Source organism: Enterococcus sp. CR-Ec1, from assembly GCF_002850555.1.
In the GTDB taxonomy this organism is placed as follows: domain Bacteria; phylum Bacillota; class Bacilli; order Lactobacillales; family Enterococcaceae; genus Enterococcus_D; species Enterococcus_D entomosocium.
In genome coordinates this window covers 639168-662623 of sequence record NZ_CP025223.1, presented here as the reverse complement: position 1 = coordinate 662623, position 23456 = coordinate 639168, and the positions used below count along the sequence as shown (strand labels likewise).

Genomic DNA, 23456 nt, shown 5'->3' with positions numbered 1-23456 from the left:
CCGCTTTTAGCGAGAGGCAGACGCTGCTTGAAGCTCTTCACTAGGAACAGAGCCTTTACATTGACCAAGAAAATCGGCTAAAATCGCCTTGCCGAGACGTTCAATGGAATTTGGCTCAATCGGTCGTTCCAACCGATAGATGGGCTGTTCCAATTCCAGCAAAAAGAGCGGTTGATCAGTGACTACCACCTGGCGGGCGGTGAAAATCGACAGCTCACTCGTAGTCTCGACGACGACATCCACTCCTTGGGCAGCCAGCCAATCACTCAGACGTTGTTTGATCCAGCCTTTGATTTTCTCATTTCCACACAAATGATAGGTGATCATCAGCTGGTTGTTTTTTAACTGCTGGTTCTTTAGATAGGACTCGCCTATTGTCAGCAAATAGTGAGAAGCAGCGCTAGAAAGTGCCTTCGTCTTTCCAATACCAGACACTTCTGGCTTTCGACGATCCCGCAGCAAAGGAGGTGGCACATGGAAGAGCCGATCCAGTAACATGACTGCTAACGTCACTTGCACGAATACGCGATCTTCTCTCAATGTCTCTGCTTGCTTAGGAAACGTCTCTCGCAAGCTATCGATTGGATCAAAGGGCACCGTTTCTTCGACCCACGGATGTTTCAATAAAAACGAAAGTACCCCTTCATCTGCCATCATCAAAAACAATAGGACACACCGTTCTTGCTGCGACAAGGACCTGCAGACCTCCAAGCCTTCGATGACAAAACCCGTTTTTTCTAGAAACAACCGACAAAAGTCAGCCATTTCCCAATTTTCTTCCAAGCGTCCACCTTGTTGCGCCCGCAAAAGAAAGACCTTCGTCCACTGCAACGAAACCACTGGATCGATCGGCAAGGACGGACGATACCGCAGTGTCAACGTTTCAGCCAGCTGCTCAAAGATTTGGTAGGGCTGTTCCTCTTCTTCAAAATAAAAGGCTTTATAGAAATACCGTATGTTTCCTTCTGCCCCTTCTAGGCACCACTGCTTTTTATTCAAGGTCAGTTCATAAGCAGCGAACAAGGTCTGAAGCTGACGACATTGTTTCAAAAAGGTTTGATTGCCTAATCCGGTGATCGCAACAAGTTTTTCCGGTATCGCCGTTTCTTGCTGACACAAGAAATGCAGAAACAACAGATTCGGGTCATCCGCCAACAATGCTCGCTTTTTTTCCTGATACTCTGCCAATTCTTGGATCATCAATTCATAACCATTGCTGGCAGATGCGAGGATCGTCGAAGCCCCAAAGAGTTGGCGCAGTTCCTCAATGTCTGAAATAATCGTCCGCCGAGAAGCGCCGCAAGCATGTGCCAGCTGTTGCCCACTTAAAGGACCGCAACATTCCAACTGCCGCAAAATCGTCAATTGCCGCTTGCACGTCATTGAAAATAAACTGTTCATCAATAAAGACGGCTTGTTTCTCATCGTTTCACCTCCCCACACATTCGAAAGAAGAGAAGCTGCAGGCGACTTCCAGCAGCTTCTGCTTCCTTCTTATTCAAACTTTTATGACTCAGGTCTCGGAACAAAGCTTAATTCCCAATAAATCGTGCCGCGATAAGCAGTTGCTTGGGGGTTGGCACCAATCGGGACTTCCAGTTCCACACTGTTTTTCATTGTTTCACTTGAGCCATAATGTTGGATCCACGTCCCTCCACCATGATTCTCTTGAGCCGAAGCCAAGGTTTTACTTTGACCTGCAATAAGTTCAATGGCTTCTTGATAGTCTGGCGTCTCCGACTCATTCGAACCAGTGGTTACCATATGGATATTTGACAAATAAACGCTTGCCCCTCTTAGTCGTTGCCTTTCATCATGCGTACCCACAAAACCCTCTTCAGATAAGCGAGCACTCAGTGTCCAACCAGTAGTAGCGACCCTCCGATCCGATACTTGGATATAATTGGGACGGTCCCCTTCATGCACATCCTCATAAACTTCCCGCAACGCCTGCGGCTTTGCTGGATATCGAGTGGTACTTGAAAGAATTGGTACTTCTCCAAAATCGAATTGAGAAATAAAGTCGATGCTGACAAATCCCTGGTTTTCTGGCAAAACAGGAGGATTCACAGGATCGACCGTTTCATCCGGGCGAAAAGGATCCCGCGGATCCACAATGTCGATTTTCTCTACAATCACCGAATCCTTTCCCCATCTCCCATTCAAAAACGCCTCGGCTGTCACTAGCTCTTCGTGACGAAAATGTTGGAAGTTTGGAAATTCGGATAAATCAAACTGAAAGTTTCCCTCTTCATCAGCTTGGACGTGAAAGAATTCTCTGCGTCCATCTGGATCCGTTACAGTACCAAGGGAAGGATTTGGTTCGGGCATAAATGCTTCCCGCTCAAAACGAATATAGCTATTGGGATTTGCTCTTCCAGAGATGATCCGAGAATTTGATAAGGTCGGATCTTCCGTTAATGGATTCAACTCTATTTCAACTTCAGAAACTTGCTCGAAAAGCAATCGTTGGCTATGAGTCGAAAAATGACTACGTACCCCTTGTTCCACTGTTGGATCCAAAGTTACGACACTGTTGATTGTTGGATTGATCCAAGTAAGGTTGGTACTCATATGAATCAAAGGCATCCACTCATGGGTAGACTGCACCTCATCAAACTCACCGTATTGCCATTGTTTGATTCCTTGAAATTCGATTTCCAGTTCATTGGTTCCATTTAAGTTGATCAAACTTCCGTTATTAAAAGAAAGCGGCGCCGTTCGTTCTAAATTGACCTTTCGGGCCTCATTGAACGTCAACTTCGAAAGATTTCCAAAAAAGATCAAATTTTGAGAATCATTGCGACTGTCCGAACGAATATCTAAAATAGCATCTTTACCAACAGTGATACTGTTTTGAGGTTCCCAGAAGCCAACAACATGTGCCGATAAGTTGGGTTGATTTTCCGCATCAATTTTTAACATACTACGTTCCTTTAGATTGATATGGGTGTTGCCTCCTTGAAATGAAAGAATATTCCAATTCCATCCATTCGTGTGACTTCGATTCTCTAAGGATTGGATATGCACTTTGCTGTCTTCCAAGAGATCGATGGTATGGTTTCCATGAAGTGTGGAAATCGCAGAGGCGTTGATCTGAGTGTCAAGTTTTAATTCTGCTCCCTTGCCAACAGTCAGATTCCCACCACCATTTCCAAAACAGACATTCACACCATCGGCTTCCCCTCTAGTCCCTTCAAAATTTGCTTTCATGGAAACTTTGGCATTCTCTCCAATAACCAGTTCTGGATGATTCAAACCATGATAAAATAAATTTCCTGAACTGATGGTCGACAATTCTACTTCTGCATTGGGACTGATCAAAAGTCGATGGACTTCAAAATTTGCTTGATTCCAAGCATTGATCTGCCAATTTTCATTAAAAGTCGAACGGTAGCTTCGTGCTTGATGTGAGGTAACCTTTCCTGAAAGCACTGCGGTTGTACCAACGGAATGCAAAAGCTGATTCCCAATGTTTTCAACATTATGGTACCGCATGGTGGATATGGCTTGATTGTTAACACCCAAAGTAGTAACGTTCATAGGTCCGTAATAATTCCCATGATAAAGGGTAATATTTTGATACGAAATATCCCAAGGAGATTCTGGTACCATCGTACTATCCAAGAAGCCAACAGCAACCGCACGAAAATCAATTTGGTATTTTCCTTGTCCATCAATAATAAGAGTTCTTGAGATTCCCGGTTGGCTGATATAGACATAAGAGTCTCCACTCGAAATATTAATTGTACTTCCTGATACGCCTGAAGCTATACCTTCAATCGGATTATCACTAGATTCAAAGCTATCGATCAACTTTATATGATTCACCTCTGGGTCCATGACAGCTTCTAAAAATTCTAGCCAGGAGCCTACTTCTTGTTCTCTTCGCCTATCTTCCAAAAGATCAAGATTGCCTTCATCCACCTCGATGTCATCAAAAAATGAACCATCTGATTTGACAGGATCCGCTGCTAAGTTAGTGCCAATCGGGTGGTCGTCCGTTTCCATAGGGGGCCTCTCCCCCTCATCTCCGGATTTTCTTTCTTCCACGTTCAAGGTAAGCACTGTCTCTGCTACCGTTATTTCATAAGTACCTACGGATTCTATCGTCAGTGGTAGACTAAACGACGTCAACGGCACTTCGGAGTTCAGAAGCCATTGCTCGGGATCCTCGGTTTGGGTGATCACTATTTCTTCCATTAAAAATGTTTCTTCTATGATCGTGGCTGCAGGCAGCTGGATGTCGATGCTTGTTAGTGGGCGGTTTGTTAAAAACATGATCGGAAACACTTCTCCAACATAGGCTTGCTGGATTTCTTCCAGAAAAGAAACCACCAACTCCTCTTGATCCTCTAAAGATTCTTCAAAAGAAGATCCAGTGAACACCTCGCCTAACGTACCTTCTCTTCCTTGCCATGCATGTAGTGGTTCAAAAAAGAACACACGAATAGACGGAAAAAACAAGTAAACACTAAATAGTCCTACCATAAGTGATAGTACTATCTTTAGTGTTTTTTTTTTCATTTTACTGATCCCCACCTTCCTTTGTCTTTTTTTTCTTGTTAATGATTAAAACAACAACGATGATCAATAACAAAACAAGTGCGGCGATTCCGCCAATCAGCCACCAATTGGTTTCTGGTTCCAATGTCACGTCTTCCTCATTTAAACGTCGGGCATCAGCAGCCGCAATCGTGAAGAGTTCTTCCCAATGCCATTCCTCCCCTTGTGAACGGGCCGTCATAGTTAGAACATAGTCTCCCGGACGGAAACGCTCGCCATTTAGAGGAATCGGAAAATCCATCTGCGAATTTGGGGCCATCTGCATGCTTGTGCGCTGCGTTTCATACAAGACGGTGTCACTGCCGCTGGCACGAATCTCAGCATCAATTTCTATGTGGTTGACGAAAGTCGGTGTGTAATTTTGAATCTTGGCACTGATCACGTTCCGATAATTGACTTGACTGGCAAAAACGTCCAGCAATTCAAGGCCCGGATCCGTTGACGAGCGGTTATTGCTTACGACGACTCCTAAAATAAAGGCAAACTCATTACGAATCCCGATGCCTTCTGTTTCTGACTCCGTTGCCGTAGCATCGCGGACCTCTTCTACTCGGATCGCCCCTGCCAGTATCCCATCAAATTCTTCCTCAGGCATCGTCAGAGGCAGTGTAAGGATCCGTTCTTCTTGGGCTTCTAAGGTGATGACCCCTGGTGCTTCAATCAATTCTGCAATCGAGGCAGGCAATGTCGGGTCAGGAGCTTCGGCATCACGACCGTATTCTACTACCCCATTGACATTCGTGAAAGCAGTATGAGCCGATACTTCGACGTCGATGGTTTCTTCCGATGTATTTTGGACGCGCAGCTGCAATTCTTCTTGTTCCCCTGCGCCTAAATTCAGATCAAAATAACCGCTAGCACCGCCTTCGATCTGACTGTCAGGGAATATCGGGGTTACAAAAAAATTCAACTCTGATTCAATGTCATCATTTGCTCTTACTGGTGTCGGCCAAGCAATCAATGAGCATAGCACGATCATTGCAGTCAAAAGCCGCAGCCAGCGTTGGTTTGTTGGTTGTTCAATCACTGTTGTTTCTCCTTCCAAAAAAGGCAGGAATAACGGTCTACTCCTGCCAGTTGTTTCACATTATTGTTGCGTTGCTTTGAAGATTAGTCGTCTTAGTCTGGCACTGTTTCACCATCGGCGTCCATCGTACTTGTTAAATGCCAAGTTAGTGTTGCCGTATATTCAGTAGCTTGTGGTGTAGCCGTTCCCGGGATATGCAGGCGAATGGCTTGATTCAAAACTGGATCTGTTTCTGACTCGTGAGCAGCATTTAATTCTTCTTGATCCCCCCAATAAATAGACGATACACCTTGCCCTTGCCCATCGGTAGCAGCCATCACTGTAACGTTGGTCGAGTTTGCAGGGACAATCAAACTCTGGTTTCCTAATTCGTCTGGTGTGGTAAAGGCATTAGGAAGTAACTGCAGTAAATAATCCCTATCCTCATGGTCATCAGGCAGTGCCTTCAGCTCTTCCTCAGTAGCGCCATTGTGAACAATGGTTGGATTAAGGAATTCTAAATAAGCCCCTCTCAAATTACTCCCGCTGGATGTAGTAAACTCTGTTAAATCAAGATGCAGTCCCCACTGTGGATCATCCAATCCGCGAGTATCAACGATTTGCGCGAAGGATACATATGGTACTCTTACCTCTTCGCCATTATCTCTTGAGATTTCCTCCCCCTCATCATCACCGGTGACAAGCTTTTCTTGTTCAGCGATTATTGGATAAAATTCATTAGTAGTTGAAATTCTTTGTATGCCAAAATCAAATTTTTTCGGTACATGGGCAATCGTTAACGGTCCGGTTGGTGGATCTGGATCAACGATTGTTACTGGTGGATACGGTACAGGAGGAACGACCTCTACGCTCTCCCCATCACCAGCTCGGAACTCAATATTATTTTCTGTATTCTGACGACGTCTTTCTCCACTCGGCTCTGGGTTCGGTGTTGGTTCATCATTTGCTACTGCTTGTACACCGCCTGCGAAGATCGTAGAGGTCAGTGTTGCGACTGTTGCTAAGCGAATCCATTTCATTTTTATTCCTTCTTTCTTTTCTTTTAGTTTGTTTCATCGGCTTGCGCCGTTGGAACTGTTTCTCCTGATTGCGAGGTAGTGGTCGTCAATTGCCACGTCAAAGTCGCCACATACAAGGCTGCATCTTTAGCAGTCGCTCCCGGGACGAACAATTGGATCGCCTCATTGCGAACCACCGGCGCCTGGGCTTGGACCTGCGCATTCAACTCATCTTGGTAGCCCCAAACGACGGATGAAGTGCCTGCCCCTTTGCCGGCATCAGCAGTCAGAACAGCTTGTGCTGAACCATTGGCATCCAAACGCAAGCCTGCTTCATGTGCGGCCGGTGCGTTTTCTTGATTGTGGCTATTGTAGTCAACTTCTCGTGAGGCAAAGATGATTTGTGCCCCTCGCAGTTCGTTGTGTTGCGTCCCTGATTCAAACGCACTTAGTGCTACAGTCAAACGCCAGCCAGCATTTGACCCACGGGTATCTTGTACTTGGGCGAAGGAAACATACGGTACTTGGTTTTCTTCCCCTTGGGTATCCGCTAATTGTTGCTTTTCTGCCACCATCGAATAGACGGCATCTCGGTTGGAGATTTCTTGGGTACCAAAATCCAAAGTCGGCGCATAAGCGATCGTCAATGGTCCTGTTTGTCCATCTGGTCCGATCGGCGGTATCTCCACATCGGGGCCATCGGGGCCTGGATCAGGCGGTAACACTTCCGTCGGGTCTCGATCATTGGGCACAAAACTGACTTGCCCATCGGTTTCAGCGACTCTTACTTCAGCGGCGGTCCCTTGGATCCCACCAGTCAAAAGGGTTGCGGCAAGTACGGTGCTCGTTGCAAATCGCAAAAATCTCATAAGATCATTCCCTTATTCTCTATTACTCAACTTTTCTTGTGTTCTTGAGGTTGTTCGTTCTTTTTGGTACCTGCGTGTCTTCTTCACTGTTGAATAGCCAGCGATCAATAGCAGCAATGATCCGAGTGCCGTGGCACTGGAACTTTTTCGGGTATTTGTCTGCGGCAAACGTCCCCCATCCCCGCCAGGTTGTGTCGGTCCGGTCGGTGGTGAAGGTTCTGGTTTGTCTGGTTCATAGACACCCGTGAACTGGACTGAGCCTTCTGTATCGACGGAACGCTCTTCTTGTGCCGAAACTAAAATCGTCGAAGCACTGATCACTTGAAAAAAAGCAGCGAAGATCATCAGTTTGACCCAAAAATTCCCCCTCGCTCTTTTCATTCTCCCTCCCCCTTTTTGACATCATCAAGCCTAAAAACCCCCCTTTTTTAGACACCTTTACTTAGACGGTAACCTTGAACAAAGTCGATTGGTCTTTGTTTCAGTTGGCTTCCAAAAACGCTGGGTTTTATCCTCGATATACTTCATTATAGCTATCTTTGTGATGCGGGAAAAATCAATAAATTCACTGGCTGATGAAATCTATGCCTAAATAAAAAAACAAACCCCCGTTTTAAATAAATTATTCAACATAGGATATGGCTAAAGTGAGAAATCCTTAACATCTACCAAAGTGCTTGTTACCATAGAAAAATCATATATCAATCTCCAAAGCACCTGCAGTTCTCCATTCTATAAAAGCCACAATAAAATAACGGTAAAAAAAGAGGGGGGGACTATTATTATTAAGAACGTTCCTCTCTTTTCATCTGATCCCCCAAGCTACGTTTGTCGGGTATTCTTTCTTTTATGTTGTTTTTCTTAGAATCACTAAACTGACAAGAACATGAAGCATGCCTGTCAGTGGTCATCTCCTGCTCGTTTGGTATTTCTCTACGGAAAACAGTTGGGTGGTTCCTCGACGATTGGCGGATCATCAGCTATGGTTCTTCTTTTGGAGCGCCACCTTTCCCATTCATTTTCACTTGTCCAGCCCTTTCCCGGTACTCTTTTGTTGCCAATACAGATGCAGCCAAACCAACGCATACTCCAATAGCTATTGCAGCGCTAAAAACTTTGGCGTCTCTGTCCATTGCTTTATCTTCTCTATCTATTATCCTTCGGTACTCCCTTGAAATGCCGCTTGGCTAAATCAGCCATTCCTCCATGAAGCATTTTATTGACTCTCTCGTATGTAGTTCTTCGGCCATCCATTTTTTGATTACTATTTACAGAACGAATCGATTCTTCCAGCCTCCCCCTTAAGAATTTTTCATTTCCTTGAAAAAAGCTCTCCACGGGACATTTGAAAACAGGCCTATTTGTTAGCACAAAAAAACAGCAAACGATCCCTTCTTGGTTTCACCAAAAGAAGCAAACGTTTGCTGCAGATTTGTTTATGTTAAGTAAGAGCCCACGAAAGGCTCGTCTCGGTCGTACTATTTTATGTATACTTTTGCTTACAAACAAGCGCTTTCTTCCTACTGTAAAAACGCTTCTTTGCTGATCATTGCTGTTTAATTCTTGATCATTCTCCTAAAGATTGCTTCTCTTTCCTTGTTCTGCCACGCTGTACCCAAAAATACATAACCAGCAGAAAGAAATAGCCAAGCAAAAGAATGGTTTGCCCCAATTGAAACCAGCTGCGAAGGATCACAGATATGCTGGGAAAGAAATCATACATGCCGTATTGTGCCACCGATATGCCTACCGACAAGTAGGCAAAAATAATAAAAAGTTTCATTCCGTTCATGTCCTACCTTCAAGCGCTTTTTGCTTTTTTTCACGTCTTACACAGTAATTATTTTATGAAGAGAAAAAAACATTCGTCTTTGTCGTTGACTTTAGCGGTCAATCTGTTGTTTCTTAAAAACAACTCTTACTCAAGCAAGGAAGACCAACCAATTGCCTTCCCCACTGCGTTGTTTGAGTAGTCCATCTGCCCTCTGTCATTCTCAAGGGTACGTTCCACCTGAAAATCATCCTTTTAGCCCCACTACTACTCTCCATTTATTTCTCCAAAAAACTATCTATGAAACTTCCCCAATAGTCTACTGAGCATCATCGTTTCCCATTTATCTCAATTTTTTTCCTAACTCTCAGGTCTACTCGACGTATTAGACATAAAACTTCAGGACTCCGCTAAGTGTTCACTCAAATAAATCAAGCCCATTTTGGGTTTTTGCGTTAACTTTGCCCCCGTGATCTCACGGTAAAAATACTTATGGTCATTTTCTATCATTTCAATGACTTCTTCCTCACTCATCCCAAGGTCATCTAGCAATCCCTCTTTGCGATTGTTGCTGTTTTCCATCAATATTTGCAATTGTGCATCAATCGCCAATAAGTGGCCCCACTGAACAAACAGGTTTTCTTCCTTGCTATGAAAAATCGTTAAAAACTCTTTTGCTAACCGATGATAAAAGGCATTTATTTTTGGAAAAAAGCGTAACACCCCTTGTTTTTCTAGCTCTGTTTGAAAATGCGCCAAATATTCTTCTGCTCCCGCTATCTTTTCTGCCAGCATATTAGCCTCCTCGTAATCTATCTGCATGTTCGTTTCCAGTTTACACTTTCTGGTAACCGTAGATGTTCTTCAACCAATCAATGTCTTCTATTTTCTTTCTCTCTCATTCGTGGATACCCCTCAAGTACACTGCATTTCTAGGTATTGATGGCACATTCACTCATTTGCTAGTTACATTTACTGTTTATTTTCTCCCTTTTGATCCAACCAACAGTTCACAGGTTTCCTCTTGAGAAAAAACAAATACTCCTAAGCATCGGACTATGGTCTCACTATAGCGTCAAATATCCTTAAAAAAAATAGCAATTTTCACCTGTCGGTGAAAAAACCTACATTGTATCAATTCGTTTCAACCGTTTACATCCACCAGAATAATAAAAAATCGAATATTCAGTCAAATAAAATAAAATTAAACATAAAAATTGAAGTTTTTTAACCAATTGTTTATAATGTGTTTAATTCTTTTTTAAATTCAACGGGGGCAACTATGAAAAATTTTCAGCTAAAATTTATCAAAAATCGTTCTTTAATCCGACGATTGCAATTATTAAATGAATTTGAGAAGAATCCATCTGCAACATTGGGCGATTTATCAGAAGTAACAAAAAGCAGTACCCGTACGATCATTGTGGATATTGCCATGATTCGCGAACATTTTAATGATGCGATCGAAATCTATTCCTCTAAGTTTGGGTATTTATTTGAAGAACTTGATCCCGAGGGGTATATCAAACAAAAACAAAATTTAGTTAAAGACGAGCCATTTTTTATGATTTTGGAGAGTATTTTTTTTGATGAATTACAATCTGCTCTGGATTGGAGCTTGACCCTTAATCTTTCTGAACAAGCATTGCTCAGTTACTTAAAAAAATGAACGAATTATTAAAGCCCTTCAAACTTCGTCTATCAACAAACCCTGTCACATTGATAGGTTCCGAAATCGATATTCGCCGCTTTTTTTGTCTGTTTTATTATGAGTCAGATATCAATGTCAATACGATCTTCCCATCGCTGGATGTCCAAGATGCTGTCATTGAGATCACCAATCTTTTGCATTCAAAAAAGCAACCGGCTTCTACTTTTTCTTACTTTTCCTATATTCTCTACATTACACTGGAACGCAGCAAGAAAGGGTTACAAGTCGAACTTTCACCTGAACTAAAGGACATCTTTTATGCTTATCATTCATTGATTGCTCCAGATACGTTAAGAGAGATCCTTTATTCCTATTTTCATTACCATCTGCCAGAGGACGAAATCATTTATTTGTTACTTTGTCTCATCTGTCGCCGAAAAATCAATCATCCTTCGATCGAAGAATTTTGCCGAAAGTATAATCGCTGGCCTGAGATCCAACAAGTGACAAAAGATTTCTATGCCCTAAATCAAGGCAATTCCTATGATGAACAAAAAGATTTACACTGGTTAGAATCATTTTTTACGATTGTGAAAATACGCGATATGCTCTCGCCCATCATGAATGTCAATATTGACGATCTTACGCAATTCGTCAAAGAGAAGTTTTCCTACGAATATAAGAGAAACTATGCATTTTTGGCAAAACACAAGCTAGTCAAAAAGCTGTATTCATCCTCCTATCTTGACGATTTCTGTGCCAGCTTAACGATTCATATGGAAGCGATCAAAGAAGAAAATTGGGGATCACAACGGACGATCGCTGTGATTTTTGAAGGAAACGAATATGTTTGTGAATATGCCGAAAGTATCGTGCGAAAATATTTGGGTCGCTTCCATACATTGTATTATCCTAATGCCAGTGAACTCTCTCCAACCTATTTAAAAGAAAAGCAAATTGATCTATTAGTCACCAATTATTCGGAGTATACGACAGAATACTTACTGGAAGTAGAATGCGTTCTTCTAAAATCTTTTCCAGATGCGACAGATTGGAATCGATTACTTAATCAAATCAATCCACGGATCTTGCGTCTGGTTGTGTTGGACAATGCGTAAGTCAACTTGCTAGACACTATCTTGTGGAATCATTACGGTCACAAAGCATTTCGAAGTGTTATTTTATAAAAACCATTCTTACCCAACGAGTGGTTGACACTCTGATTTATCTCAGCGATCACAGTGTTCATTTCTCGCTGAGATAAATCAAGCCATGGGGCGCTTTCTGGTTTGTGCCGATCCCTGCCATTTGTCGGTAATAGACATTTTTGTCCTTTTTGATCATTTCGACGATCTCTTCTTCTGCTAATTCGATTTCTTTAAAAAAGTCGTGTCGGAAAAAATCTAAAAACATTTGCAGTTGGGCATCGATTTCTAGCAAATCCGCCATTTGTTGTAGCACATTATCGTACTCGGTATAGCAAATTTCTTTGAATCGTGTTTGCAACTCTGTACATACTTGTTTGATTAAGGGAAATTCCTGCAAGTAACAAAGTTCGCTGTAATTTTTTAAATAGGCTTCTGGTGTCATATGTCCTTTTTTCATCATGATTGCATCATTCCTATCTTTCATCTGAGAATTATTTTGCACCTGGACCATTGTTAAAGTTTAAAGTCGATCAATGACATGAGTCTGCGCCAATCGGTTGAGTTCGGGATTTTATTGAACAATAAATACACGCCAGAACAAGAAAAATTCGACATATGCTCATTATAATTTGTGACGACGATATCAAATTGGTTCGCCTCAAAATAGCCGGGATTGATATCTAATACATTCGGAAAAAAGAGTTTCTGATAACTGCCTAGATACTTACGAGCAGTGACCTGAATTCGTTGCGAGATAAATTGATTCCCTTCTAACAGGAACGCAATTTTTTTAGGCTTCCCCCAGTACAATTCTTTCACACAGTCCATATGAATGGTAAACACTGCGCTGATATCTACGATCATGTCTAAAGACAGACACTTCAGTTGTTTGAATTGTTTTTGTAAGAACGCTGTGTTTTGTGCCATTTCCTCTGGAAAATGTTTTTTTACAAATGAGATCAAATCGGGAATCACTTTGTTCAAGACCGGTGAAAGTTTATTTTTTAGTAAGATCGTCGCAAAAAAAGACTGGATCAAAACCGTACTATATTCCAGCGCATACGGCGGTACGCCTGCCTCCTTTAGATAACGTTGGGTTAGTTGCAGGATCTGCGAGTCTTTGCCTAACTTGTTGCAAAAGTCCCTTTCCATATCAATATCAAACACCGTCCGTTTTCCCATCGATAACGCATAAAAGTAGATGATTTCTTTTTCGGCGATCGTCGTTTGCAAATGGTTCGATAGCATCGTCTTTAATTTTTTCAGCTCAAGATAATACTCTTTACGAAACTGCTTGACGATGGCTGGATCGATCGTGACGTAATGGCCATGAGAGGTTCGCTCTAAAATGATATAAAGCATGTAACTGATTTCCTCAAAGGCAAGATTAGAGAAATTGCTATCGAATTCTTCTTTTTTCAAGTTTAAACCGATCTCATGAATGATCAACGGCGGAAATACGGTATGCGGCGTACTATCGGATTCATAATAAAAGTTCAGAAAAAAATGGCGAATATTGACTTCCTCACCAATAAGATCAACGGTGGTTTTGTTTAATGTCAGTTGGTACTGTGCTAAAATTGGGTCGATCTTTCGAAAATACCGCATCAACGTGGCAGGGGAAATAAACAAAATGTCTGACCACTCATTGATGGTCAATATTTCCCCTAAAAAAATGCTCTCAAAGATGCGAAACAACGGCTCGTTACTGATCAAATTCCGTTTTTTTTCTAAGTAGCTTTCTGTATCGATGACTTGTAGCTGATAGCCACTATTTGACGTTTCCATTTCGATAGCATCTTCGAAATACTCTTTAATGTTTTGTAAATCTTCAATGATGGTTCGGCTAGAGCTTTTGATCACTTTTGACAACCCACGGATCGGTGTATGAGAAGCGTGCTCCATATGTTCTAGCAAATGTAGCCACCTTAGCGTCGTTTTACTAATGACAAAAGATGATTGGAATTGTCTCATAGGTTCGCCTTCCTCTACTCGAAATAACTTTTTAATTCAGCCACGATCCGCTCACTGGCTTGTCCATCTCCATAGGGATTTTTGGCTTGCGCCATCTGTTTGTATGCTGCCTCATCAGACAATAAATGAACGATTTCTGAATACACATGCTCCTCATGGGTACCAATGAGTTTCAAAGTCCCTGCTGCCACCCCTTCTGGGCGTTCCGTCGTTTCACGTACGATCAAGACAGGAATCCCCAAGGAGGGTGCTTCTTCTTGAATCCCTCCTGAATCGGTCAAAACAAGGTAGCTGTCTGCCAGTAACTGATAGAATGCAGGGGCATCCAATGGTTCGATCAACTCAATATTTTGCTGCCCTTCTAAATAGCGCTTGGCTAGTGTACGGACACGAGGGTTTTTATGCATCGGAAAGACGATCGTCAGTGCGGGATAAGCAACAGCGATCCGTTTTAGTGCACGAAACACTTGTTCCATGGGTTGCCCAATGTTTTCTCGCCGGTGCATTGTAACTAAAAGGATTTTTTTCTCACTGATTGGTTTTCGGTCTTTTTTTTGTGCCAAGGTGTGGTACAAAGCATCAATAGACGTATTGCCAGTAACGACGATGCGGTCTTGTGGATGATTTTCTTTTAGCAGATTTGCCTGGCTTTGATCTGTAGGGGCAAAGAGAAAATCTGCTAGTTGATCAATCAACCGGCGATTCATTTCTTCTGGAAACGGATCATTCTTGTTACCTGTTCGTAGCCCAGCCTCCACATGACCAATCAAGATCTGCTGATAAAAAGCGGCCAGCGCAGCTGCCACTGCCGTCGTCGTATCGCCATGGACCAACACTACGTCTGGTTCTTCTGATTGAAAAATACCTTCGAGTCCTTCTAAAATACGACTGGTGATACTAGACAAGGTTTGATTTTCTCGCATGATAGCCAAGTCGTAATCAGGGGTCAGCTCAAACGCCGCTAATGTTTGCTCAAGCATTTCTCGATGCTGCCCTGTCACGACGATCTTTGATAGAAAGCGTGGATCATTTGCTAGTTTTTTTATGACCGGTGCCATCTTGATGGCTTCTGGTCGTGTACCAAAAATAGATAATACCTTTATTTTTTGCATCGTACTTCTCCTTTTTTTCAGCAATTTGAGCATTAATCAAGTTGCTTTTTGTAAATCTTCTGCCAGCGCTTCATATACGACGTTAAGGCATACTGTTGCTCAATCGTTGCTCTGGCTTGTTGGCTGCTTTTGATTCGTTCTTCCTCGTTAGCTAACAGACCGCTCAACGTCTCGATCATTGCTTGAATATCACCGGCAGCTACTAGGTAGCCGTTTTCACCCGATTGGATCAACTCTGGGATTCCCCCAACCTTCGTCGTTACATTGGGGATACCTGCCGCCATGGTTTCTAAGATCGCCATCGGCAAGCCTTCGTGATAAGAAGGGAGAAAATGGATGGCTGCCTTACGAAAAACAGCTGGTAACGCATCGGTTGCTACCCACTCATTTAAGAACACATTGGTGAGAGCCTCTTCTTGGAGCTGTTGGGCAACCTGTTGATTTTCTTGATCGCCAAATAACATAAAGCGAATCTCGGGAAAGGAAACAGCCATTGCTTTTGCAACTGCCAACAGATCAAAACTGCCTTTTCTTTGCCCGATCCTGCCAAGAGTGATGATCCATTTTGCGGTGGGGTCATAAAAGGATTCCTCCGGCACCGCTACGGCATTTGGCAAGACCTCGATTGAGGTATCGGTAATCGTTTGGTAAAATGCTGACCAGCTACTACTTAGCACTACGAGCTGATCCACCCGAGCTAAGGTAAAACGGACCCACCACTTTGCCCACGAAGGACTGTTTTGATAAAACTGGTCAAATTGCGAAGCATGCATATGAAAAATCGTCTTGCAATGTTTTGGTGCTAGCAACAACAGCAAACTCTTGCGATAGAAACTGCCCTTTTGCGCAACGTGGAAATGAAGGATCTGGCACCTTTCTTTTTTGATGTGCCGACGAAACGTAAGAAACGCTTTGATCTGCGTCCAATATTTTCCTTTTTCCGACCAAGTCTTATGGACGACGAAACGCACGTCCTCTGGCGCTTTTGCTTTTTGGAAATTATGAATGACCGTTGCGATCCCCCCTTTTGCTGCTGGATCTGGACCGATAAGTAAGATATTCATGCTTTGTTGATTTTCCTTTCTTGTACAAATCTAGTTACCTGCTTTAGTTCCTTGCGATAAAGAACAACGACGAAGAGCATAAGCAGCAAAACGAGGCTCTTTTCCAGCCAAAGAGTCCGATTGAATGCCGTAAACAGCGCAAAGCAATACAGCATGATCGAAAGGCTGATTTGGCGTTTGACTGAGAACCCCTGCCAATAGGTCATCGAAAAATATGTACGGGCAAAAAAGAAGACCAAGTACCCTAATGCCGTAGCACAAGCCGCTCCTGTGGCGCCAATTGTCGGTACGAGTAGGAGATGACCAAGGGATGTGGCTAAGACCGCCAACAAAGAGGCAGCAATATTCAAATGACTTTTCTTATAAAAAACGATCCCGAGATTGGTCGTTTCACTGATCGTCATCATCAAGGGATAAAAACATAACAAGGGAAACAAGTACTGGGCCTCTAAGTAGTCTTGCGACAATAAGATGACGATCGTTTCTTTGAAAAAGACCATCAGTAAAAAGAAAATCGACAAGACGAACATGATAAAGTGACTGACTCGTTCGTAATAAATCAATGGTTTGCCTTTTTTGAACCATTCATAGGAGGTGGGAATCCAAAAATTGGCAAAACTAACTTGTAGAATCATCAAGGCACTTGCCACTTTGAATGCAGCCGTGTAGATGCCCAAAGCGGCAAAATCAGCAAAATAGCGCAGCATCATTTTGTCGATAATCATTAACAGGCTATAGAGGAACGTTCCCACCACCGTCGGCAAGCCAAAACGACTCAGCTTTTTGATCAGGTTGCGATCGATTTGGCGAATGAGCGGCATAAAAAGCGCCAGGTTTGCCAGAATCAACAGACAATCACCGATAATCTGACCGAAGAGCATGCCATAGACCACCGTAATAAACGTCGGCGGACCAAAAAAGAGAAACAGCAACGTGATGAACAAGACCATGAATTTCACCAAAATACTGTAAACGGAGAACTGGATCGCTTTGTTTTGCATTCGAACCGTTAACAAAAGAAACCGTTCAAAAATCAGCAGTCCCGACGAAAGAGCAAATAAATAAATCGCACGGGTGTACTGTGGAGATTCAAATAAAAGCTGCGAAAAAACTGCCGCAAAAACCACTAGGATCAGCTGAAAGAAAAATGAACCGAGCAACGGGACGAGCATCGCTTGTTGCAATAACTCGCGTTTGTTTTCGTGGTCATGGTATTCCCTCGTAAAGGCTTGGTCGAAGCCGAGATAGATCACGTATATCAAAAAGGTCTGTGCAAGGAAAAACATACTGGTCTTCCCATATTCTTCGGGTGTCAAAAAGCTGGTCGTTACGGGCAAAAGCACCAAGTTTAAGACCGCCGAACCTAACGAACCGAGGGAGAAAAAGCCCAGCCTCAAAAGTAATTTTTTCAATCAGTTGTTCACTCTTTCTCTGTTAAAATAATGCCTCCACAAATCAATCCTAAAAAGGTGGAAGACAATGCCGAATACAAAACATGCCCGGCAAAAAAACTATAAAAAAGCACCACGATCAAGGCAAAACTATAAACCGATCGTTTTCGTGGCTGAAAGGCCAAATAGACAAAATAGGCGAGCATTAGCAGCAATAACGCTATTCCCAGTAGGCCTTGCCCGAAAAGGGTGTCGAAGAAGTCCATTTCAATTAAGCCAAGACGACCAAAGTGTGCCAAACGGTATTCAAAGCCTTGGCCAAAGATCATGGTAAAGTGTCGGGCCTCATCATTTAAGAAGGCGTTCATCCCACCAATCAAAAAATCACTTCTTGAACTAGAAAATAGCCGGATCAAGTCCCCGTCGAAAAGATGATAAAAATACACCATGCGAAGATAGGTTCCTTCGACGGCTTGGATTAGCAATGGTAGTCCTTGAATAAGCAGCCAAGCAATCGTAATAAAACTCATAAACCAGATAAACAATTGTTGCAGAAATGCTTTACGTTCAATGCCTAGCACCAATCGGATTAAAAGATAGAACAACACACCGACACCATAAAACACGCCGGTTTTCGTACCGACCAAGACCAAACAGACGAAATTTCCAGCGAATAAACTAGCCAAAAACAGTGAAAACTTATGGGTCTGTTCTTTGATCGAAACAATTAGTGCCTGGACTGTAAAGGTGATTGAAACAATAAAGGCAAAGCTCGTATCATTATTGGCAAAGAAATAGCCTTTATACCCAGCATCAGAATTGTCATAAGTTTGGTAGCCTAGCCCTAAAAAATAAGGAATCAGTAGCCCCAAGGTGAAGCAGACACTGATAACAATAAACAAGCTGTCGTAGTGCAGTTTGGAGAAGTCGTTTTTTCGTTGATAGACATAATAAGGAATCAGTACCCATAAGAGGTATTTGATATACACCGATAGATCCTCGATCACCCACTGCCAGCTGTACCCTAGAAAAAGTGCTTGTAACAGAAAAATCGTAAGCGTCACAGCGATAAACCCATACGTTAAATATGTATAGTAGCTATGGGGAATCTTTTCTGTCACGATCATAATCACTAAGAACAAAAAGAACAGCAAACGGTAGAACACGCCAATGGGAAAAGGAATGCCCAGACTTAGAAATAAGCCGTTTAAGACGTCGATTATCGGAAAAATGGCCACAATCCCCAGGAAGAAGCGGTGATGGCTTTGCTGTTTTGATTTCATGCGTTTCTTCTTTTTTCTCCCCACACATACTGTAAAAAGCGTAAATTTCCTATGATATAGCGATCAAACATCCTGACTGGCTCTTGCGCAAAGCGATAAAACCATTCCAAACCTGCCCGCTGCATCCACAAAGGCGCTCGTTTGGTTTTGCCTGCGACGATATCAAAGCTGCCGCCAACGCCCATCGCAAATGGCACTTGCAACACTTCGCTGAATGTATCGAGCCAAATCTCTTTTTGCGGGCTAGAAAAAGCGACAAACAGCAAGTCTGGTTGCGTCCGTGCAATCTCTTTTGCCACGTCCAATGATTCGACTTCGGAAAAATAGCCATGGTGAAAACCCGCTATGTTCAGGTCGGGATAGAGCTGTTGGTCATGTTTGACGACGGCTTCTACGACTTCGGCAGTTGCTCCTAAATAATAAGGACGCCAGCCTTTTTCTGCTGCCAATTTGACCAGCTCGCGAAAAAGATCGATGCCTGTTACCCTTTCTGGTACCGGGCACCCTAAATATTTCGCTGCCCAGACAATCGACTGCCCATCAGCCGTGATCAAAGCTGCCCGATTGACGATCGATCGCAACGAGGGATCTTTTCGCATCAAGTTTATTTTCCCCGCGTTAATTGAAACATGCTGTGCGGGCATCCCCTGTTCGATCATTGCCTCGATCTTAGTAATGGTTTCCTGAAAGTTTAAGGAATCGAGATTGCTGCCTAAAAGTGATACACGTACTTGTTGCTCCATTAGAATGCTCCTTTGGGTAAGAAAACAACGCCAATCGTTTTCATAATTATTTTCAAGTCCAATAACCAGCTCAGGTTATTGATGTAATAGAGATCCAATGCGACCATCTCTTGAAAACTCAATTCGTTTCGTCCACTGACTTGCCACAACCCTGTGCACCCGGGTGTGACACACAATCGTTGCTTGTCTTTTTCTGAATAACTGACGACTTCTCTTTCTAAAGGAGGACGGGGGCCGACCAGTGCCATCTCCCCTTTCAAGACATTGATCAATTGGGGCAGTTCATCAAGACTCGTTTTTCTTAAAAAACGGCCTAAGCGCGTCACTCGCGGATCTTTCTTCAGCTTGAACATGGCCCCTTCAATTTCGTTTTTATCAAGGTATCGCCCTAATAATTGATCGGCATCAGGCACCATCGTTCGAAATTTGTACATCACAAACGTGGCCTCATTTTTGCCAACACGAACTTGCTTAAAAATAATCGGTGCCTGCCAGTTAGAAAATTTGATCCCTATACAAATCAGCAGTAACAGCGGGCTAAGGACGACTAATAAGCCCAAGCTAAAGATAGTTTCTATCGTGCGTTTCCAACGTAAATAGCTAGTCGCTTGAACCCTTGACTGCTTGTCTAAAGCGGGTCTTTCCACAAAGTTTCCCTCCTTAATAATAGTAATTTTCACCCGTGTCCGTGCCATTCGCCACGACACCTAAGATGTTTGCGTTAACTAGGCGTAGCTTTTTGACGGCATTTTTTGCGGATTGTTTGTTCGTTTTATCCGCATGAACGACTAAAAGTACACCGTCGACTTTCTTGGCTAGGATCAAGGCATCCGAAACGACATTGACTGGTGGCGTATCAATAATGACCACATCGTATAGTTGTTTGACCTCTTGCAAGGCTGCGGTCATTTTCGAAGAAGCGAGCAGATCATTAGGGTTTGACATAATGGCTCCACTAGTGATGATTGAAAATTCGCAATCTTCTAAAATCACTTGTTGGACACAGCTTTCGATCGAGATGTCCCGTCGGATATAGTTGGACAAGCCCACGTGCATTTCTTGTGAAAACAAATAATGTTGGGTGGGTTTACGCAGATCCGCATCGATCAATAAGGTTCGGTTCCCTTTTTGGGCATAGGCGACCGCCAAATTTGCCGAGACCGTGGATTTTCCCGTACCGCTTTCTCCTGAAGTAATCAAAATCGTTTGAGCATCTTGTTGTTGGCATAAATAGTCGACATTTTCGCGAATCAACTTGACTTGTTCGCTGATGATGGAATAATTTTCCTTCATGCTACGCATCACACACGCTTCCTTCCTCTAAAGCTTCTCGACTGGATGGTTTTAAACGAAGCAACTCGTTTTTCTTTGCTTATCTCTCCGATGACCTTTACCCCTAAGACCTCTTCGATTTCCGTATTCGAAGCAAAACTGCGCTCAAAAACCAACAGGAGGAACACATACGTAAAAGCGAAAAGAAGACTTAAAAAAGTGGTCAAACTGTACAACAAAAACTTGTTTGGACGAGCAGGCGTTTCTTGTGGCAAAACGGTTCCTTCTGCTAAGATCGTGACATTATCAATGTTCATGATTTTAGGGATCTCTTCACTAAAAACGCTGGCGGTCGTATTGGCGATTTCGGCTGCGATCTTCGGACTTTGATGGTAAGCGTTGATTTCGATGATCTGCGAGTTGGTGGCATTGGTAACACTCAAAATCTCCGACAATTCAGACACATCGTAGCTTCCCTCTAGCGCCTCACTGACTTCATTTAAGATGCGAGGACTCATGATGATGGTGCTATAGGTACTGACGAGTTGAAGGTCTGCCTGAATCGTCTGGTTTTCCAGACGATTGCCAGCTATCGTTTCTGACTGACTAATCAGCAACTGTGCACTTTTTTGATAAATGGGTTCAGCAAACAGGGTTAGATAAAGCAACATCGCTAGTAAGGGAATACTAATGATCATGAGGATCCAGCCTATTCGTTGCTGAAGGACTTGCTTCAATTTTTTCATATTTATTTCTTTATTCATTGGTTTTCCCTTTCAATAACAGAAATAGCAATCAAACCATTTACTGGGCGCTTGGTAATGACCCAAGAGAATAGGCAGCCTCGAACCTCGTTTTACCTGTCACAATATTTTTCGTGTCAAAAACGATTTTTTGTTTCATCGCTTGAATGGCTGCCGGCGCTATGTCTTTAAAGGCATCATGGTCACAGAGGATCAATGCCAGATCACTGTCTGTTAGTGCTGCTTCAATTTGTGCAACATCAGAAGTGGCGACATAAGGATCATAGGTAGTGACTTGCAGAGCTTTCTTTTGTTTCAATCTTTTGGCGATCTCAACAGCCGGACTTTCTCTGGCATCGTCAATGTTGCCCTTATACGCCAACCCTAGGACCGCGATTTTGTTTCCACCATGAATCGCTAAGATCTCTTCGACTTTTTTTATAATGAATTCAGGCATCTCTGTATTGATCATCCGCCCCAATTGAATTAACTTCGCGTCATCAGGTGCTGCCGCGACAACAAAATACGGATCGACTGCTAAGCAATGACCGCCGACACCAGGTCCCGGTTGATGGATATTGACCCGTGGATGCTGATTGGCTAACTCAATCACTTGGAGTGCATCAATGTTTAGGCGATCCCCAATTTGGACCAATTCATTGGCTAGTGCAATGTTCAAGTCGCGATAGGTGTTTTCCATCAATTTCGATAGCTCAGCGATACTTGCAGAAGTCTCCAGCACGTTTCCTTTGACGAAGGTCTGATAAATGCGTTTGCCTTGTTGGGTGCAAGCGCTCGTCATGCCACCAATGATTCGATTGTTCATCACCAGCTCTTCAAAGATTTTCCCTGGCAAAACTCGCTCTGGGCAATGCAACAAATAGAGATCTTCTCCAATGGTATAACCTGCTTTTTCAAAAAATGGTCCAACGATGTCTTCCATCGTGCGGGGTTGAATGGTCGATTCAACAATGACTGTGTTGCCTTTTTCAAGATAGGGTAAGATAGCAGCCATCGCCGCTTTCACGTAGGACAAGTCGCAACTACCAAATTGATCGGTGATATTTGGCGTTGGTACGGCAATAATAAAGACATCCGCTTTTTCTGGAACCAACTGTGCATTGAATGTCTTTTTCGCTAAAGCTTGTGCTAGATAGCGATCAATGTCGGGTTCTTCGATTGGTGCCTGACCTGCTTGAAGTGATTGAACGACTGTTTCTGACACATCAACCCCAACGACTTCAATCCCATGGTTTGCAAAAGTAAGTGCTGTGGGCAGCCCGATATACCCCAATCCAATAACGTTTACCTTCATTCGCTCTTAACATCCCATTCTGCTAATTGTTCTTCACCGGGTTTATAAATCAGTTTTTTCGCCACTTGTCCTTCTTCTAAAGCAAAGGAAACTTGTCCAGTGATGGTTTCACCTACAGCGATCTCATTGCCAAACATCGCCATGGTATGATCAAGTTCAAGAAATTCTCCCTCTTCAGTTTCTAAAAGAAAATCAATCGAACCTAATCCAGCGGCAACTGACCCCATATTTTCTGCTGTGATGGTAAATGTATGTAATACTTGTTCCCCATCTTCTGTTTTCTTTTGATTGATTTCTTGTTTGTCGATGATGATCTTTAATCCACCAATGATCGATTGCGGCTCGGCATTGCTTTGATCCGTGATTTGTTCGATTGGTTCGCTGCCTTGGGTAGTATCCGTCTTTGCTTGGTCATCCGTCGAGCAAGCCGCTAAAAAACTCCCCATGAGGGCAAGGCTAAAGAGGCTAACGATTTTTTTCTTCATGTTCATTTGCTTTCTCTCTTTCTATCAATGAAGAGCCCCTTGCA

At 43.0% G+C, this 23456-nt stretch carries 20 protein-coding genes and 1 pseudogene; 1 reads left to right on the top strand and 20 read right to left on the bottom strand.

What is annotated here, in order from left to right; translation table 11 throughout:
- Nucleotides 1–6: 6 nt before the first annotated feature.
- The 8 genes from CXM95_RS03160 to CXM95_RS03115 form a co-directional block, all read right to left on the bottom strand.
- Nucleotides 7–1425 carry an HTH domain-containing protein gene (locus CXM95_RS03160; RefSeq protein ID WP_008378011.1) on the bottom strand — a complete coding sequence of 473 codons (1419 nt, stop codon included), beginning with the start codon at nucleotides 1423–1425 and terminating at the stop codon, nucleotides 7–9.
- Between the two features lie 81 nt (nucleotides 1426–1506).
- Nucleotides 1507–4527 (bottom strand): WxL domain-containing protein, encoded by a 3021-nt coding sequence (locus tag CXM95_RS03155; protein ID WP_101698843.1) that lies wholly within the window; start codon nucleotides 4525–4527, stop codon nucleotides 1507–1509.
- A 1-nt stretch (nucleotide 4528) separates the two neighbouring features.
- Nucleotides 4529–5593: a DUF916 and DUF3324 domain-containing protein gene (locus CXM95_RS03150; RefSeq protein WP_034871881.1), complete on the bottom strand. Its 1065-nt coding sequence runs from the start codon at nucleotides 5591–5593 to the stop codon at nucleotides 4529–4531.
- Nucleotides 5594–5685: 92 nt separating this feature from the next.
- Nucleotides 5686–6612: a WxL domain-containing protein gene (locus tag CXM95_RS03145; protein ID WP_016611276.1), complete on the bottom strand. Its 927-nt coding sequence runs from the start codon at nucleotides 6610–6612 to the stop codon at nucleotides 5686–5688.
- 23 nt (nucleotides 6613–6635) lie between these two features.
- Nucleotides 6636–7460: a WxL domain-containing protein gene (locus CXM95_RS03140; protein WP_016619480.1), complete on the bottom strand. Its 825-nt coding sequence runs from the start codon at nucleotides 7458–7460 to the stop codon at nucleotides 6636–6638.
- Between the two features lie 12 nt (nucleotides 7461–7472).
- The gene (locus tag CXM95_RS03135; protein WP_008378002.1) at nucleotides 7473–7841 is read right to left on the bottom strand and encodes an LPXTG cell wall anchor domain-containing protein; all 369 of its coding nucleotides are present in this window, start codon (nucleotides 7839–7841) and stop codon (nucleotides 7473–7475) included.
- 1186 nt (nucleotides 7842–9027) lie between these two features.
- Entirely contained in the window at nucleotides 9028–9252 is a 225-nt protein-coding gene (locus CXM95_RS03125; protein WP_016611282.1) for a hypothetical protein, read from the bottom strand.
- Between the two features lie 378 nt (nucleotides 9253–9630).
- Nucleotides 9631–10026 carry a DUF7006 family protein gene (locus CXM95_RS03115; protein ID WP_086299117.1) on the bottom strand — a complete coding sequence of 132 codons (396 nt, stop codon included), beginning with the start codon at nucleotides 10024–10026 and terminating at the stop codon, nucleotides 9631–9633.
- Between the two features lie 487 nt (nucleotides 10027–10513).
- Between CXM95_RS03115 and CXM95_RS03110 the strand changes: the two are divergent.
- Nucleotides 10514–12000, top strand: a pseudogene (locus CXM95_RS03110) (helix-turn-helix domain-containing protein).
- A 127-nt stretch (nucleotides 12001–12127) separates the two neighbouring features.
- Here the strand turns inward: CXM95_RS03110 and CXM95_RS03105 are convergent.
- The 12 genes from CXM95_RS03105 to CXM95_RS03050 are packed head-to-tail and all read right to left on the bottom strand — an operon-like array spanning nucleotide 12128 to nucleotide 23418.
- A complete protein-coding gene (locus CXM95_RS03105) occupies nucleotides 12128–12490 on the bottom strand; it encodes a DUF7006 family protein (RefSeq protein ID WP_008377996.1) in 363 nt (120 codons plus the stop codon).
- 53 nt (nucleotides 12491–12543) lie between these two features.
- The gene (locus CXM95_RS03100) at nucleotides 12544–14004 is read right to left on the bottom strand and encodes a helix-turn-helix domain-containing protein (RefSeq protein WP_008377994.1); all 1461 of its coding nucleotides are present in this window, start codon (nucleotides 14002–14004) and stop codon (nucleotides 12544–12546) included.
- Nucleotides 14005–14018: 14 nt separating this feature from the next.
- Entirely contained in the window at nucleotides 14019–15116 is a 1098-nt protein-coding gene (wecB, locus tag CXM95_RS03095) for a non-hydrolyzing UDP-N-acetylglucosamine 2-epimerase (RefSeq protein ID WP_008377992.1), read from the bottom strand.
- A 32-nt stretch (nucleotides 15117–15148) separates the two neighbouring features.
- The gene (locus CXM95_RS03090; protein ID WP_016619486.1) at nucleotides 15149–16180 is read right to left on the bottom strand and encodes a glycosyltransferase family 4 protein; all 1032 of its coding nucleotides are present in this window, start codon (nucleotides 16178–16180) and stop codon (nucleotides 15149–15151) included.
- Nucleotides 16177–17592 (bottom strand): lipopolysaccharide biosynthesis protein, encoded by a 1416-nt coding sequence (locus tag CXM95_RS03085; RefSeq protein ID WP_086299116.1) that lies wholly within the window; start codon nucleotides 17590–17592, stop codon nucleotides 16177–16179. The genes CXM95_RS03090 and CXM95_RS03085 overlap by 4 nt, the downstream gene beginning before the upstream one ends.
- An 8-nt stretch (nucleotides 17593–17600) precedes the next feature.
- Complete coding sequence (locus tag CXM95_RS03080; RefSeq protein WP_008377986.1) at nucleotides 17601–18854, bottom strand: O-antigen ligase family protein; 1254 nt, start codon at nucleotides 18852–18854, stop codon at nucleotides 17601–17603.
- Nucleotides 18851–19597, bottom strand: a complete 747-nt coding sequence (locus CXM95_RS03075; RefSeq protein ID WP_008377984.1) for a WecB/TagA/CpsF family glycosyltransferase — start codon at nucleotides 19595–19597, stop codon at nucleotides 18851–18853. The genes CXM95_RS03080 and CXM95_RS03075 overlap by 4 nt, the downstream gene beginning before the upstream one ends.
- Nucleotides 19597–20244, bottom strand: a complete 648-nt coding sequence (locus CXM95_RS03070; RefSeq protein WP_008377982.1) for a sugar transferase — start codon at nucleotides 20242–20244, stop codon at nucleotides 19597–19599. The genes CXM95_RS03075 and CXM95_RS03070 overlap by 1 nt, the downstream gene beginning before the upstream one ends.
- A 13-nt stretch (nucleotides 20245–20257) precedes the next feature.
- Nucleotides 20258–20899: a CpsD/CapB family tyrosine-protein kinase gene (locus tag CXM95_RS03065; RefSeq protein WP_008377979.1), complete on the bottom strand. Its 642-nt coding sequence runs from the start codon at nucleotides 20897–20899 to the stop codon at nucleotides 20258–20260.
- A complete protein-coding gene (locus CXM95_RS03060; RefSeq protein ID WP_061053764.1) occupies nucleotides 20899–21633 on the bottom strand; it encodes a YveK family protein in 735 nt (244 codons plus the stop codon). Before CXM95_RS03060 ends, CXM95_RS03065 begins: the two co-directional genes overlap by 1 nt.
- 40 nt (nucleotides 21634–21673) lie before the next feature.
- Complete coding sequence (locus CXM95_RS03055; protein WP_086299115.1) at nucleotides 21674–22927, bottom strand: nucleotide sugar dehydrogenase; 1254 nt, start codon at nucleotides 22925–22927, stop codon at nucleotides 21674–21676.
- Nucleotides 22924–23418 (bottom strand): hypothetical protein, encoded by a 495-nt coding sequence (locus CXM95_RS03050; protein WP_008377972.1) that lies wholly within the window; start codon nucleotides 23416–23418, stop codon nucleotides 22924–22926. Before CXM95_RS03050 ends, CXM95_RS03055 begins: the two co-directional genes overlap by 4 nt.
- Nucleotides 23419–23456 lie beyond the last annotated feature (38 nt).

Excerpts from the sequence above, each read along its gene's own strand:
- CXM95_RS03080 (WP_008377986.1), bottom strand. The coding sequence starts at position 18,854 with ATGAAATCAAAACAGCAAAGCCATCACCGCTTCTTCCTGGGGATTGTG.
- CXM95_RS03065 (WP_008377979.1), bottom strand. The coding sequence starts at position 20,899 with ATGCGTAGCATGAAGGAAAATTATTCCATCATCAGCGAACAAGTCAAG.
- CXM95_RS03115 (WP_086299117.1), bottom strand. The coding sequence starts at position 10,026 with ATGCTGGCAGAAAAGATAGCGGGAGCAGAAGAATATTTGGCGCATTTT.
- CXM95_RS03060 (WP_061053764.1), bottom strand. The coding sequence starts at position 21,633 with ATGAATAAAGAAATAAATATGAAAAAATTGAAGCAAGTCCTTCAGCAA.
- wecB (WP_008377992.1), bottom strand. The coding sequence starts at position 15,116 with ATGCAAAAAATAAAGGTATTATCTATTTTTGGTACACGACCAGAAGCC.
- CXM95_RS03055 (WP_086299115.1), bottom strand. The coding sequence starts at position 22,927 with ATGAAGGTAAACGTTATTGGATTGGGGTATATCGGGCTGCCCACAGCA.
- CXM95_RS03105 (WP_008377996.1), bottom strand. The coding sequence starts at position 12,490 with ATGATGAAAAAAGGACATATGACACCAGAAGCCTATTTAAAAAATTAC.
- CXM95_RS03160 (WP_008378011.1), bottom strand. The coding sequence starts at position 1,425 with ATGAGAAACAAGCCGTCTTTATTGATGAACAGTTTATTTTCAATGACG.
- CXM95_RS03100 (WP_008377994.1), bottom strand. The coding sequence starts at position 14,004 with ATGAGACAATTCCAATCATCTTTTGTCATTAGTAAAACGACGCTAAGG.
- CXM95_RS03050 (WP_008377972.1), bottom strand. The coding sequence starts at position 23,418 with ATGAACATGAAGAAAAAAATCGTTAGCCTCTTTAGCCTTGCCCTCATG.
- CXM95_RS03135 (WP_008378002.1), bottom strand. The coding sequence starts at position 7,841 with ATGAAAAGAGCGAGGGGGAATTTTTGGGTCAAACTGATGATCTTCGCT.
- CXM95_RS03140 (WP_016619480.1), bottom strand. The coding sequence starts at position 7,460 with ATGAGATTTTTGCGATTTGCAACGAGCACCGTACTTGCCGCAACCCTT.
- CXM95_RS03075 (WP_008377984.1), bottom strand. The coding sequence starts at position 19,597 with ATGGAGCAACAAGTACGTGTATCACTTTTAGGCAGCAATCTCGATTCC.
- CXM95_RS03090 (WP_016619486.1), bottom strand. The coding sequence starts at position 16,180 with ATGAATATCTTACTTATCGGTCCAGATCCAGCAGCAAAAGGGGGGATC.
- CXM95_RS03145 (WP_016611276.1), bottom strand. The coding sequence starts at position 6,612 with ATGAAATGGATTCGCTTAGCAACAGTCGCAACACTGACCTCTACGATC.
- CXM95_RS03125 (WP_016611282.1), bottom strand. The coding sequence starts at position 9,252 with ATGAACGGAATGAAACTTTTTATTATTTTTGCCTACTTGTCGGTAGGC.
- CXM95_RS03155 (WP_101698843.1), bottom strand. The coding sequence starts at position 4,527 with ATGAAAAAAAAAACACTAAAGATAGTACTATCACTTATGGTAGGACTA.